A 12646-nucleotide genomic window follows, 5' to 3' on the forward strand; every position below is an offset into this window, starting at 1 on the left:
ACCGGTGCGCCCCGTTCTGACCGGTATCTTTTCGAGTGGCCGACACGATGGTAGCAGTATGGACAGCCGAGAGTACGCCTTCGAAGGAGCCACGCCAGATATCCACGGATACGCCCACGTCAGCCGCGAGGCGACGCTGGTGGGAGATGTCACCGTCGGCCCGAACGCGAACGTCTGGCCCGGCGTCGTGTTGCGCGGCGACGTGGCCCCCGTCGAAGTGGGCCGCGAATCGGCCATCGGTGACGGAGCCATTGTCCACGCCTCGACCGTCGGGGAGAAGGTGATGGTCGGCCACGGGGCCGTTCTCAACGATGCAGCGGTCAAGGACGGGGCGCTCGTCGGATTCAATTCGACGGTTAGCGACGCCACCATCGGGAAGGGCTCTATCGTCGCGATGGGAACGGTCGTTCCGCCGGGCTACGAGGTTCCAGCAGAGTCCTTTGTTCGCGGGAGCCCGGCCACAGTGACACCGCTGTCCGAGACCACCATCGACCCCAACGAAGTGTTCGAGGCGTTCAGCTCCGGCGATTACGCCAACCTCGCCGCCCGCCACGAGGACCTCTTCGAGTAACGCCCCGTCGGACAACGACGGGTCACTTATAGTGGAAGAACCCACACAGTACCGAGCATGGACGATATCGTCGACCTAGTGACCCGGTCGCTCGCTGACGAGACTGCCGCGGCGTTCACTGAACGGGTCGACGAACAGGCGATGCAGCTCCGGAGGGCCATCGAGGCCGGGGAGTTCGACAACGAGGCGTTCTCCGTCGGTCTGGAAATCGAACTGTACGCCATCAACGCGGAGCCGGACCCGCCCGAACCGGACGATGCGGAGGATAGCGAGGAAACCGCCGAAGCAGGTCTGAACGACGACCTGAGCGAATCGGGCGAAGCGGCCTGGAGCGGGTCGCTCGACGCGCCGGCAGAGCCAGAAGGTGGCGGCGGCGCATCGCTGGAACCAAACGGTGACGGAGGGCCCCTTGCGCCAGACGAGGGCGATTCTCTCGAACCCGCTGGAAACGAACCATCGGACCAGAACGCTGCCGAAACCGCTGACGAGCCCGAGGATTCATTCGGCCCCGGAGAGGGGCCGTCGCTCGACATCGACCCGGACAGTCCGCTGGCCGAGGACGAACCGGAGACGCCAGAGGAGGAGGCCGAGCCGGCCGTCGAGTCGTCCGTCGAGGAGGACGACGACGAGCCGTACATGGACCCCGAGGACTGGGAGGGACGGCTGACCCGCCTGCCCGACGTGGTGTTCGAGGGCGAGGCCAACAAGGAACTGGGCGTGCACAACGCCGAGGTCAACACCGAGCCAAACAGCTTCGACCAGACCGGGATGGAGGTCCAGACGACGGCGGTAGAGATGCAGACGAAACAGGCCCGCCAGCAGGCGAGCAAACACAACTGCGAACTCGTCCTTGATGCGATGTGGACCGTCCCGCCCGAGGGGGGCAGCGAGGCGTACCTCTCGGCACACGAGACGAGGGACGGGGTTGTCCTCGCGGACAACATGCGGCAGGCCCCCAGATACGTGGCACTGGACAACGAGGCGCTGGACCACGCCGGCGGCACCATTGAGTTCGACGTGCCGGGGTACAGCGGGTCGTTCCCAACGATTCTGTTCGAGTCCCTGGCCACCTCGATCCAGCCCCACCTTCAGGTTCCGGACGCCGAGGCGTTCCCCGAGTACTACAACGCCGCGATTCGGACGCTCGGACCGCTGCTTGCGCTATCGGTGAACTCGCCGTTCCTCCCGGCAGATATGTACGGCGACACCGACGGCGAGTGGCTCTGTGCGAACACCCACCACGAACTCCGCATCGCGGCTTTCGAGCAGTCTGTCAACACCAGTGAGAACCCGAAGGTCCGGGTCCCACGGGACCTCGACGATACGACGGACGTTGTCGGCCGCGTCGTCGACGACGACCTGTTCGCGCCGTTCCTCCGCGAGTTCCTGCACGACGACGACCGGGCGGCGTTCGAAGACGAGTTCTGGGAGTTCGACCACAAGCGCGGGACCTACTGGCGCTGGCTCCGCTGTGTCGCCGGCGGAACGCCGGTCGAGGGAGCAAGCACTGAAAAGTCGCTCCGCATCGAGTACCGTCCCCTCCCGACCCAGCCCCACGCCAAGGATATGATCGGGCTGCAGGCGCTGACGGTCGGCCTCATCCGCGGGCTGGTCGCCGCCGACCACCCCGCCGCGGAACTACCGTGGCAGGAAGCCAAGCGGAGCTTCTACAACGCCGCACAGGACGGCTTCGAGGCCGACCTGTCGTGGGTGACCGCCGAGGGCGAGCGGACGGCCGACCGCGCGGCCATCTACGACGAGGTCTTCGAGTACGCCCGTCTGGGACTGGCAGAGCAAGGCGTCCCGGAGGCCCGCATTGACGAGTACCTCGGGCCTATCGAAGCCCGATACGACGCCGGGACGACCCCGAGCGACTGGAAGATCGCCCGCGTTCGCGAGTCTCTCGACGACGGCGACGACCTCTCGGCAGCCATCACGTCGATGCAGCGGGACTACATCAATGCGACCCGTGAACACCACGCCTTCGAAGAGTGGCTGTAGGCGGCCAGCGGCGGCAGGGAGTCGAGGTCGCCCTGCCGGATGGCGGGTATTTATTCGGACGACGCCGTTATATTCGGGTGATGGTTTCCACAGGCGACACCGCGCCGGACATCTCGGCGACAATCGCGAACGGTGAGGTAGAGGACTTCGAACTGAGCGACCACCTGGGCGACGGGCCGGTCGTGCTCGCGTTTTTCCCGGGCGCGTTTACGCCGCCGTGTTCCAACGAGATGGTGGCCCTGCAGGAACACCTCGGGGACTTCCACGACGCCGGCGCGACGGTCCTCGGCGTCAGCGCCGACTCGGCGTTCTCGCTGAACTCCTTCCGCGACGAGCACGGGCTGGAGTTCGACCTGCTCAGTGACATGGGCCGGTCGGCGATTCAGGACTACGGCCTCGAAATCGACATTGAGGACCTCGGGCTGCTCGGCGTCGCCAACCGCGCCGTGTTCGTCGTCGACGACGACGGCGAAGTCACCTACAGCTGGGTCGCCGACGACCCGACCAACGAGCCGGACTACGATGAGCTGCTAAATGCAGTCGAATCGGCATAAGCGGGCCACATCACACTCCGAACCGGATTTTTATCGGTACTGTCTCGCAGCTACGCGTCTCGCGCCCGCCGAGCACCGGTGCCGGCCGACACCGAAGTGAGGTCGAACACGGCACCGTCGAGCGGCACGCCGTCGTAGGGGTCTGATGCCAGCAAGAGCGCCCCGTCGAGGTCGACATAGTCGACAAGCGGTGTGAGATGGACCGCCGCGGCGATGCTGGCGTTGGACTCGACCATACACCCGAGCATCAGGTCGAGATTGTGGGCCGCAGCGGCGTTGAGCAGCCGTGTTGCGGGCCTGAGGCCGCCGCATTTGACCAGTTTGGCGTTGACAATGTCACAGGCGTCAGCGACCCGCGGTACGTCTGACGCTGTCACACAGGATTCGTCGGCGGCGACGGGAATCTCAGTCGCGTCGGTCACGCGGCGGAGGCCGTCGATGTCGTCGGCCTCGACCGGCTGTTCCAGCATCGTCACACCAGCGTCGGCGAGCCAGTCCGCCTTGTTGATAGCCTCGTGAACGGTCCAGGCGGCGTTGGCGTCAACCCGTATCTCGGCGTCGGGGACGGCATCCCGAACCGCGTCCAGTCGCGCCCGGTCGTCGTCGGTCCCGAGTTTGACCTTCAGGTGACCGAAGCCGCTGTTGGCCGCCTCCCATGCTTTCTCGGCCATCCGCTCGGGCGAGTCGATGCCGACTGTGTAGGTGGTCGGCGGGACCGCATCGGGGTCGAGGCCCCACTGCCGGTACAGCGGCAGGTCCAGCTGCCGAGCGGCGAGGTCGTGGACAGCGATAGAGAGTGCCATCCGTGCGGCAGGCTGACCCGGCGCTTGCTCGTCGAGGTCCCGCTCGATGCGTTGCTGCGCGTGTGGGTCGCCGATGCGGTCGACGGTCTCACAGAGTTCGGGGAGCGTTTCGGCCACTGACTGGGCACTCTCGTCGTAGTACGCTGACGGCGTGACGGCCCCGGTACCTGTAGTTCCTTCGTGGGTAAGTTCGACCACGACGGTCTCGCTGGTCTCGCTGGTCTCTCGCGAGATACCAAACGGGTTCGACAGCGGCAGTTCGAGGCGGTCGACGCGCCAGTTCATAGGATGGCGTCCAGTACCTCGTCCGGAACGCCGTGGCGGACCGGGTCAGTCGCCGGTGCGTCCAGAGCGTCACTGTACCCTGCGACAGCATCCGCGGCCGCACCGTCGTCGAGGTGGCGGGTGTTCAGCATGCCCGCGACGACGGACGCATCCGAGATGGGCGCGGCCAGGCGCTCGTAGATGTCGACGTACTCGGAGAGCGGCGGAATATCGAACGACTCGTAGCCGTGGATGGCCTCGCGGCCAGCTTCGTGGCACATAACGAGCGCATCCGGGACCGACCCGTGGAGGATGCTCGTCGTCACGCCCGAATAGGCTGGATGGGCCAGCGCACCCTGCCCTTCGACGACGAGGAGGTCCGCCGTCTGCGCTTCTTCGACCAGCCGCTCGACCGCGCCGGCGGCGTAGTCGGCGATGACACGGTCGATGACGATGCCCCAGCCAGTGATGGCGATGCCGGTCTGACCCGTCGGAACGACGGCGGCGTCGAGGCCGCGCTCCCGGGCCGCATCGCGGATCTCGAACGACGCAGTCATCTTCCCCGTCGAGCAGTCGGTGCCGACAGTTGTGACGACTGTCGCATCCACATCGCCGGCGGTGCCCGCCGCCACAGTCAGGTCCTCTGGTGGCTTGCGGAGGTCGTGGAGTTCGGCGTCGTGTTCCTCGGCGAGGCGGGCGAACTCCTCGTCGTCGGCCAGGAAGTCGTGCAGCCCAGCGTACACGTCACAGCCGCGTTCGAGCGCTGTGCGAACGTCTTCGCGCCAGGACTCGTCGAACTCACCGCCGATTGGAGAGATGCCAATGACGAGCGCGTCCACCTCGGGCGCGTCGGCCATCGACGCGACGATAGGGGCGTCCTGCACGTCCGGGAGCGTGTCGTTGACGCGCTGTCCGGCCCGCTCGCGGTCGACGAGAGCGTGTACTGCTCGGTCACCGTACCGCAACAACCCGACCGCTGTCTTGGCCCGGTCGGGAAAGGCGTCGTGTGTTAAAATGGCTACGGCCATAGCCGGACAGAGTCGCCGCCCCGCGAAAAAGCTACGGAACCGGTGCCGACGGGGCCGGGCTGAACAGGTCCTGAGCTACGGAACGCGCAACCGAACAGTCCACAGTGACCGAACGGCGTCGTCCAGTGCCTCGGCAGGCTCCCCGGTCGCGTCGACCGGCTTCGTCGCCGTCGCGAGGTCCTCGAACTCGTGGATGACTGACCCTTCGCCGACGACGTACAGCCGGTCGGGGGACACCTCCTCGATAGCGGCCCGACAGCGGTCGAGATGGGAGTCGATCTGCTGGTCCCGAAGCCGCTCGAACCGGCTCTGTGAGAAGCCGCCTTTGGAGTGCTGGCTTTTCAGCTCCGAGTCGAAGCCGTGGAACGCCGTCCGCTCGCGGCCGTCGTACTCGCCCATGGCGAACAGGTCCGAGCGGACCAGCGCGACGACGTGCTCACCGGTCGGTTCGAACCACGACCGCTCCAGCCGAACGGTGTCGCCCCACCCGGTGAACGGCGACGGCGGCGAAGGGACCGACAGGCACGCCGACAGGAGGCCGGCGTCATCCGTCACAGCTAGACACGGCGCGGCGCTGGCGACCAGCGATGCGCGGTCGCCGAAGGCGTCCCGAACTGGCCCGGGCAGGGAACGCTCCGCGTCGATATAGGCAGTAAAGACGCCTTCCGGCTCTGTCTCGAAGGATTCCAGCCGAGTGAGTACTTCACTTAGACGGGCCCGACTGAGCGTCTCCTCGGCCCGGAACGTCGATTCGCCCTCCTCGTCCTGCAGGCGCTCGACGCGGTCTTCGAGTTCAGCCACCCGGTCTTCCAGCCGATTGACCTCGGCCTCGGCCCGCTGGCGCTCGGTCGCTGCGTCGGCACGGCGCTCCTTCTCGGCGTCGAGCTGTCGTTCGAGGTGGTGGTTCTCCTCCTCGAGTTCGGCGACCCGCTCTTTCAGCGACGCTCGTCCCAGCAACCGGTCAAGCATCGACTGGATGGCAGACGGGGACAGGCTTAAAAGTGACTTCCCGGACCGCAACTGCATCGAAGCGTTACCACTCAGTCCGGCGGTTCGTCGTCGTCTCTCAGCGAGGAGATGATGAGCCGCCTGATGCCGCGCCGAAGGCGACCGCCGGCCGCGGGTTGAGAGATATCCAGATCGGCGGCGACATCGCTGAGAGTCGCGTTCCGCGGCTCTTCGAAATACCCCATTTCGAGTGCGACGAGGAGCGCCTCCCGCTGGCTGTCAGTCAGCCCTGCGTCCGTGTTTCCCAGACTGGCGTACTCGTTCACGCGCAGCAGATCGATGTCGATGTCGTTCTCTTGAGCGTAGTCCCACAGCTGAGCGAGAGCCGTCCGTTCGGGCAGCCATATCGTCAGTATCCACGCGCTCCCGTCGTTTTCCATGTCGAGGATAACCCCGTTCGCGGCCGAGATGACGGGGGAGAGGATCTTTGCTTCGTCCGTGTACTCGAAGCTGTAGATGGCCTCGTCGTCTCTGGTTTCGATGACGCGTTCGAAGTCCCCGACAGTGCTGTCGTTCCGTAATCCGTCCTCGAACTGCTGGAAGTCGGACGATTCAATGTGGTAAAAGAACTTGCCCGACGTCGGGTCCGTGCCCGCCTCAGACACGGACCTGACTTTCGAGCTCCGGTCGTGGGAAACGGTCTGTGTGAGGACGATGTCGGGATGTTCGGCTCGGACGACCGCCTTGATATCGGTCATGTGTCTGTAGAGTGGTGTGTGCCAGCGCGTGCAATTACGTGGTGGACACGTCGGCGGAAATCCGTCCCAAACTCTTGGTACTAGCTGAGGGTAGTCGTGCGCTAATTTAACTGAGTCGGTTGGCCGTGAGGGCCGAGTCGGCCCGATTTCCGTGTCTCGTCCGGCCGGTCCGAGCGGGATACGTGCCCGCTGAGCCGGCGGGTTCCCGTACGGCGGTGTCACCGGTTCAGACGCGACGGCTGAACAGCAGCGCCCAGAGACGTTCGGGCCAGCCGGCACCATGCGATGGAGATACGCCGGCGGGGAGGTAGAATTTGGAGTCAGTAGCGCTATCCTGCTCCTCAGCGTGGTTTCGCTGTGACATACATGTGAAGAGAGGCCCCCGAACCGCATTGCTCTGTAGCTTAAGCGTATAACCTACTTATCCCACGTTTCAAAATTCCGGTCCGTCCGGTAGCCAATGAGAACGCAGTGAAGCGGAGTTTCACCCGCTCAAACAGCAGTGTCAGGGAGTATCGTCGCGCCCTCTGAGAGAGAGAGCAGTTGTGCGGCGTGGTCCGCTTTCGCCAGAAATACTTCTTCGAGGCTGGGCGGGTTCCGGACGTTGGCGTCTTCGAGCATCGGTTCGGGAACAACGAGTGTGTCCGCCGGGACCTGTGCATCTCCGTGGACGGCAAAGTGCTGGGAGCCGAGTTTCATTACCAGCGGATAGTCTGTGCGTTCGACCCCTTCGCCGGAGGCGTACAACTGTTCGTTCACTCGTTCGTGCTGCTCGCGACACATCGCGGCCGCCGCGTCATCTCTCGGTTCGACGTAGAGGCGGCCGAGGTAGTATCCACGCGAAAACTGTTCGAACATCGGTGCAGGTGTATGTGTGCCATTCACATACATAAGTCTTCGCCGGCAGCCTTTTGCCGCCGTGCAAACAGCGGCAACGCACAGTCGGTGGCTCGATAGCGACTCCCGTCCGACAGGGCTTTGCCGCGAGCGGTCCCGAGTCGACCCATGAGCGAGCAGCGGGGGCCGTTGCCCCGTCGGTACGCGCGGTACTACCTCGAACAGACGCCGAGCCTCGTGTGGCTGCTGGTCGTCAACGCCGTGGCGATGCTCGTCGGCATCCGGTACTACGTCGAGACGATGCCCGAGGTGTCGACGTTCCTCTGGCCGCTGTACGCCGACTCGCCGGCCGCACTGTTCCTGATGACGCTGTCGGTCGCTACCCTTCTGCCCTTTCTCGGCAAGTCGCTCGACGAGGTTCCGCTGACGGTCCCGCTTGCGTACCTCCACACGATTGCGCTGGTCTGGCTGGTCAAGATGGGGCTGTGGACTGTCGTGGCGTTAAATATCGGCTTCGACGCGTACTTCCCCGCGCCGTGGGCGTATTTCGGCATCATCATCACCCACCTCGGCTTCATCGCCGAAGGGCTGTTAGTTCCCCACTACGCCCGAACGACGAGGGGCGCGCTCGTGACCGCGCTGGTGCTGGCCCTGTGCAACGACGTGCTCGATTACGCCTTCGGATATCATCCGCCGTTGCGCTACGAGCCCGGCCTCGCGCTGCCGGTCGCCACCGTCGCGCTGTCCGTGCTGTCGGTGGGACTCGCCTGGCGACTGCTCCCGTCGGGGAAGCCGCGTTAAATACGTTCGTAAACACTCTTGGACTATCTGCGGTTGTTTCAGGGGCTGATGAACGACACGAACGAAGGCGTTTCTTTTTGATGTGGGAGGGTCGAAGTAGGAATAGGAATGAGCCCACGCCAGGCCACGCTCCTCACAGTGCTGGTCTTCGTCGGGACTGTCGCTGTCGGCCTCCCAGCCGTGACAGCGCAGGAGACCGCAACGGAGACAGTGGCCACGCAGAACGAGTCTGCCAGCGGAATGGGAACGCAACTCACGGCGTTCCTCCAGTCGAACGCTGCCGCCGCGAACGACACGGTCGAGAACGGGATGTGGCGGTCGACATACAACCAATCGAACGGCACTGAACGAGCCGAGCTGGTCACGAAGCGGGCGGGCTCGCTCGAACGCCGGCTCGAACGGCTACAGGAGCGAAACGCCACGCTCGAACAGCGATACGAGAACGGAAGCATCAGTGAGCAGGCCTACGTGGCACAGCAGAGCCGACTCACCGCAGAGATTGCGGGCCTGCAGACCGCGATTAACGATACCGATGCAGCGGCCGAACAGACCGGTGTAAACGACACTGCACTGGAACGGTTGAAACAAAACGCAAGCAAGCTTTCCGGTCAGCAGGTCGCATCGATTGCTCGGGGTATCGCCGGACCGCCGGGGACCGCTGGCCCGGATGAACAGGGACCGCCCGACGACGCTGGCGTCAACCGGAGCGAAGCAGGACCGCCCGACGACGCTGGCGTCAACCGGAGCGAAGCAGGACCGCCCGACGGCGCCGGAGTCAACGATAGCGACCGGGGGCCGCCAGCCGAGACGCCCGACCGGGGTGCCAACGAGAGCAACCGAGGCCCGCCCGGCGAGGCTCCCGGACAGCAGGGAAACAGTAGCGAGCGAGGCCCACCTGACGATGCCCCCGGACAGCAGGAAAACGAGACCGAGGGAGACCCACCCGCTGACAGGGGTACCGACGGCGATAGCGAGGGGGCAGACGGCGCGGCCGGGAACGAGGGAAACGAGTCTGACAGGGGGGCGGAACGGGGCAACGGGAACGAAAACGGGGAGCGTGGAACGTCCGGCACCGAGGACAGCGACGACAGCGGCAACGATGCCAGAAACGGCGCTGGCGGAGAGAACGGTTCTGACGCCGACGAATCCGGAAACGACGGGGCCGACGGCTCGTCCGAGACGGATTCCGACGGTGATGCGGGCGAGGGGGGCAACGACGAGGGAAACGGTAACGGGAGCGACCAAGGCAGCGACGGGGGTGAGCAGGGCAACGACCAGGCCGGGGACCAGGGAAACGGTGACGAAGGAGACCGGGGAAATAACGGAAACGACCAGAGCAACGACGGCGATACCAGCCAGAACGGTAACGAAGGCGACCAGGGGAACGACAGCGGGGAGGGGCAGGGAAACGATAGCGGAAACGACCAGGCCGGGGACCAGGGAAATAACGGAGGCGACGGGGGCTACGACGGCGGTGACCAAGGAAGCGGCCAGGGTAGTGACCAAGGAAACGACGGCGGCAACGGCCAGGACAATGACCGAGGAAACGGCGGCAATCAGGGCAACGGGAACGGCGGCGCATAGGGGTCGCGGGCCTACCCGGTCGCTGAGCGGGGGACACACCAGCAAACCGCCCGACGAGAGTCATACTTTTGAACCGTGACCCGCTACCTACGTATCGATGGACTCCGCCGAGCTACTCAATCTCCTTGGAAACGCCAATCGCCGGCGGATTCTCAAACTACTCGCACACAAACCCTGCTACGTCACCGAAATCAGCGAGTACATCGGTGTCAGTCCGAAAGCGGTCATCGACCACCTGCAGAAGCTCGAAGACGCCGGCCTCGTCGACTCCCGGACGGACGACCAACGCCGAAAGTACTTCTCTATCGCCCGGAACCTCCGTCTGGAGGTCCGCGTCTCTCCGTACGAGTTTGGTACCAAAAGCGCCTATCCGGCAAACCCCGAGTTCGAGATGCCCTCCTGTCGCCACCTCTCGATAGACGTTGGGGCCACATCTGACGGGGACTTTCACGACCTGGCGCGCGAACTGGAGCATCTCCAGCAGCTAGAGAACGAACTGTCGCTGGCTCAGCGATGGGTGCAAGCCCGCATGACCGACGTACGGGACCGCATCGACTCCGGCTTCGAGAACGGCGACGGACGACTGTACGCAGAACTGGTCAGCGGGCTCGCAAACGGTATCGATACCGTTCCAGCGCTGGCCCGAGAGATTGAGGCCCCGCCCGAAATCGTCGAGGAAGCGCTCACGCGGCTGGCGGAGGACGACGTGGTCGAACGGACCGACGACGGCTGGGAAATCGTCTGAGCCAAACGGTGTTTCGGAGAGCGGACCGTCTCAGTCCGCGTTCGAACCGTACGAACTGGGGACTTCGACCGAGAGCTGTTCTGAGAGCAGGTACGTCACAGACCCGACAGCGACCAGTCCGGCGGGGAGCGCAATGTACGCCGAAACGCCGTAGCCGGCCAGCAGGAACAGCCCGGTTGCGACGATGCCGGCCAGTACTGCATAGGGAATCTGGGTGTTCACGTGGTCGACGTGGTCACTCGCGGCGAACATGCTCGACATCACTGTCGTGTCGGAGATGGGCGAGCAGTGGTCGCCAAACAGCGCGCCGGTCAGGATCGCTGCGATAGCTGGGGCAAGCGGCGCGCCGAGAGCGTGTCCGAGCGGTATCGCGACAGGGAACAGGATACCCATCGTCCCCCAAGACGTGCCGATGCTGAAGCTGATAATGACCGCGCTGAGGAAGATGATGGCGGGCAGCATCCCGGCTGTGATAATTCCCTCGCTGATAGCGACGACGTAGGGACCGACACCGAGTGCCTGACTCACAGCACCGATGGACCACGCGAGCGAGAGCACCGCAACGGGGAACATCACCATTTTGAATCCCTCGAAGATGGCATCGCTCACTTTATCGACCGCAATCCGTGCGTGTCCGACCAGAATTGTCAGAATGACCAGACAGGCCGAGAACGAGGCCCAGACGATTGCGTCAGCGGTGGCCGCGTTCGACAGTGCATCGGTGAGACTCCGGCCAGCGAACCCGCCACCAGAGTAATACAGCGAGAACCCGGTCACCCCCACGAGTGCGGCAATTGGTGCTGCGAAGTACCACCACCGTGGCTCTACGTGGTCGGGCGTGACGATATCGTCCTCCTGCGTTTCCATGAGTGGGTCCGCGTTGTCACCGAGGACTTTGCCCTCTTCCTTTGCTCTGCGTTCAGCCTTCGCCATCGGCCCGAAGTCCAAGTCCGCGATGACGACGATGAAAACCATCGCAAGTGCGAGCAGGCTGTAGAACCGATAGGGTATCGACTCGAGGAACAGCAGGAACGCGCTTCGCTCCACCCCAATCGTGGTGAGTTGCTCGGCGATGAGCCCGACCTCGAACCCGAGCCATGTCGAGACGACCGATATCGACGCGGTCGGTGCAGTGGTGGAGTCAAGGATGTACGCCAGCTTCTCGCGGCTGATGTCGAATTTATCAGTGATCGGGCGCATGACAGACCCGGTGATCATCGTCGAGGCGTACGAGTCGACGAAGATCGTCATTCCCAGTAGCGACGTGCCAAGCGCCGCCTGACGACGAGTCCGAATACGCTTGACCATCTGTGACGCCAGCGCATTCATCCCGCCGGAGAGGAAGATCATCCCCAGCATTGCCCCGATGAGGAACGTGAACAGGAGCAGCTTGACGTTGAACGGCTCAGTCACGTTATCCACGACGAACTGGAGGCTCCGGGCGGCTCCGGCGGCTGGATTCCAGCCGACGAGCACCGTCGCGCCGATCCAGATGCCTGCAAACAGCGAGAGGAGTACTTGGCGAGTGAACAGCGTCAGTACAATCGCGAGCATCGCCGGGAACAGGCTGATAAGCCCGTATGTCTCTGGTGCCATACGTTCTGGTCCGGGATTTACATACGAGAGTTATAAGAGTTGTCAACTCAAGATATTGTGGTTAGGTGGCCATAGAAAACAACGTATAATCATATTATTATTTATTTTTTGGACTATTGAACAAGTTATAGATGTGTTCGACGAGACGGAGACAAT

General features: G+C 64.0%; 12 protein-coding genes. 6 read left to right on the forward strand and 6 right to left on the reverse strand.

Translation table 11 applies throughout. The features are described 5' to 3' along the window. The first annotated feature begins 58 nt into the window (after positions 1 to 58). The 3 genes from DVK00_RS10160 to DVK00_RS10170 all read left to right on the forward strand — a co-directional run bounded on the left by DVK00_RS10160 (position 59) and on the right by DVK00_RS10170 (position 3126). The gene (locus DVK00_RS10160) at positions 59 to 571 is read left to right on the forward strand and encodes a gamma carbonic anhydrase family protein (RefSeq protein ID WP_121536447.1); all 513 of its coding nucleotides are present in this window, start codon (positions 59 to 61) and stop codon (positions 569 to 571) included. Between the two features lie 57 nt (positions 572 to 628). Next, complete coding sequence (locus DVK00_RS10165; RefSeq protein ID WP_121577671.1) at positions 629 to 2572, forward strand: hypothetical protein; 1944 nt, start codon at positions 629 to 631, stop codon at positions 2570 to 2572. A gap of 80 nt (positions 2573 to 2652) precedes the next feature. After that, complete coding sequence (locus DVK00_RS10170) at positions 2653 to 3126, forward strand: peroxiredoxin (RefSeq protein WP_101349391.1); 474 nt, start codon at positions 2653 to 2655, stop codon at positions 3124 to 3126. A gap of 50 nt (positions 3127 to 3176) precedes the next feature. Here DVK00_RS10170 and DVK00_RS10175 read toward each other — a convergent pair whose 3' ends face one another. The 5 genes from DVK00_RS10175 to DVK00_RS10195 all read right to left on the reverse strand — a co-directional run bounded on the left by DVK00_RS10175 (position 3177) and on the right by DVK00_RS10195 (position 7785). Continuing rightward, entirely contained in the window at positions 3177 to 4214 is a 1038-nt protein-coding gene (locus tag DVK00_RS10175; RefSeq protein WP_101349390.1) for a dipeptide epimerase, read from the reverse strand. Continuing rightward, on the reverse strand, positions 4211 to 5221 hold the full coding sequence (locus tag DVK00_RS10180; protein ID WP_101349389.1) for a DUF1611 domain-containing protein: 1011 nt from the start codon (positions 5219 to 5221) through the stop codon (positions 4211 to 4213). Before DVK00_RS10180 ends, DVK00_RS10175 begins: the two co-directional genes overlap by 4 nt. Positions 5222 to 5296: 75 nt before the next feature. Next, positions 5297 to 6190, reverse strand: a complete 894-nt coding sequence (locus DVK00_RS10185) for a Vms1/Ankzf1 family peptidyl-tRNA hydrolase (protein ID WP_101349388.1) — start codon at positions 6188 to 6190, stop codon at positions 5297 to 5299. Positions 6191 to 6261: 71 nt separating this feature from the next. Next, positions 6262 to 6927 (reverse strand): helix-turn-helix domain-containing protein, encoded by a 666-nt coding sequence (locus DVK00_RS10190; RefSeq protein ID WP_101349387.1) that lies wholly within the window; start codon positions 6925 to 6927, stop codon positions 6262 to 6264. Positions 6928 to 7419: 492 nt separating this feature from the next. Then, the gene (locus DVK00_RS10195) at positions 7420 to 7785 is read right to left on the reverse strand and encodes a DUF5802 family protein (protein ID WP_101349386.1); all 366 of its coding nucleotides are present in this window, start codon (positions 7783 to 7785) and stop codon (positions 7420 to 7422) included. A 147-nt stretch (positions 7786 to 7932) separates the two neighbouring features. Between DVK00_RS10195 and DVK00_RS10200 the strand changes: the two genes are divergently transcribed. The 3 genes from DVK00_RS10200 (at position 7933) to DVK00_RS10210 (ending at position 10894) form a co-directional block, all read left to right on the forward strand. After that, positions 7933 to 8565, forward strand: coding sequence for a DUF1405 domain-containing protein (locus DVK00_RS10200; RefSeq protein ID WP_101349385.1), 633 nt, complete (start codon positions 7933 to 7935; stop codon positions 8563 to 8565). 108 nt (positions 8566 to 8673) lie between these two features. Next, a complete protein-coding gene (locus DVK00_RS10205) occupies positions 8674 to 10149 on the forward strand; it encodes a hypothetical protein (protein WP_121577672.1) in 1476 nt (491 codons plus the stop codon). A gap of 97 nt (positions 10150 to 10246) precedes the next feature. After that, a complete protein-coding gene (locus DVK00_RS10210) occupies positions 10247 to 10894 on the forward strand; it encodes a metalloregulator ArsR/SmtB family transcription factor (RefSeq protein ID WP_101349383.1) in 648 nt (215 codons plus the stop codon). A gap of 30 nt (positions 10895 to 10924) precedes the next feature. Here the strand turns inward: DVK00_RS10210 and DVK00_RS10215 are convergent, their stop codons facing one another. Further along, on the reverse strand, positions 10925 to 12490 hold the full coding sequence (locus DVK00_RS10215; RefSeq protein ID WP_101349382.1) for a Na+/H+ antiporter NhaC family protein: 1566 nt from the start codon (positions 12488 to 12490) through the stop codon (positions 10925 to 10927). Positions 12491 to 12646 lie beyond the last annotated feature (156 nt).

The organism is Haloarcula sp. Atlit-47R (genome assembly GCF_003665985.1).
Classification (GTDB): Archaea; Halobacteriota; Halobacteria; order Halobacteriales; family Haloarculaceae; genus Haloarcula; species Haloarcula taiwanensis.

Excerpts from the sequence above, each read along its gene's own strand:
- DVK00_RS10165 (WP_121577671.1), top strand. The coding sequence starts at position 629 with ATGGACGATATCGTCGACCTAGTGACCCGGTCGCTCGCTGACGAGACT.
- DVK00_RS10180 (WP_101349389.1), bottom strand. The coding sequence starts at position 5,221 with ATGGCCGTAGCCATTTTAACACACGACGCCTTTCCCGACCGGGCCAAG.
- DVK00_RS10195 (WP_101349386.1), bottom strand. The coding sequence starts at position 7,785 with ATGTTCGAACAGTTTTCGCGTGGATACTACCTCGGCCGCCTCTACGTC.
- DVK00_RS10200 (WP_101349385.1), top strand. The coding sequence starts at position 7,933 with ATGAGCGAGCAGCGGGGGCCGTTGCCCCGTCGGTACGCGCGGTACTAC.
- DVK00_RS10205 (WP_121577672.1), top strand. The coding sequence starts at position 8,674 with ATGAGCCCACGCCAGGCCACGCTCCTCACAGTGCTGGTCTTCGTCGGG.
- DVK00_RS10215 (WP_101349382.1), bottom strand. The coding sequence starts at position 12,490 with ATGGCACCAGAGACATACGGGCTTATCAGCCTGTTCCCGGCGATGCTC.
- DVK00_RS10190 (WP_101349387.1), bottom strand. The coding sequence starts at position 6,927 with ATGACCGATATCAAGGCGGTCGTCCGAGCCGAACATCCCGACATCGTC.
- DVK00_RS10185 (WP_101349388.1), bottom strand. The coding sequence starts at position 6,190 with ATGCTTGACCGGTTGCTGGGACGAGCGTCGCTGAAAGAGCGGGTCGCC.
- DVK00_RS10210 (WP_101349383.1), top strand. The coding sequence starts at position 10,247 with ATGGACTCCGCCGAGCTACTCAATCTCCTTGGAAACGCCAATCGCCGG.
- DVK00_RS10160 (WP_121536447.1), top strand. The coding sequence starts at position 59 with ATGGACAGCCGAGAGTACGCCTTCGAAGGAGCCACGCCAGATATCCAC.
- DVK00_RS10175 (WP_101349390.1), bottom strand. The coding sequence starts at position 4,214 with ATGAACTGGCGCGTCGACCGCCTCGAACTGCCGCTGTCGAACCCGTTT.
- DVK00_RS10170 (WP_101349391.1), top strand. The coding sequence starts at position 2,653 with ATGGTTTCCACAGGCGACACCGCGCCGGACATCTCGGCGACAATCGCG.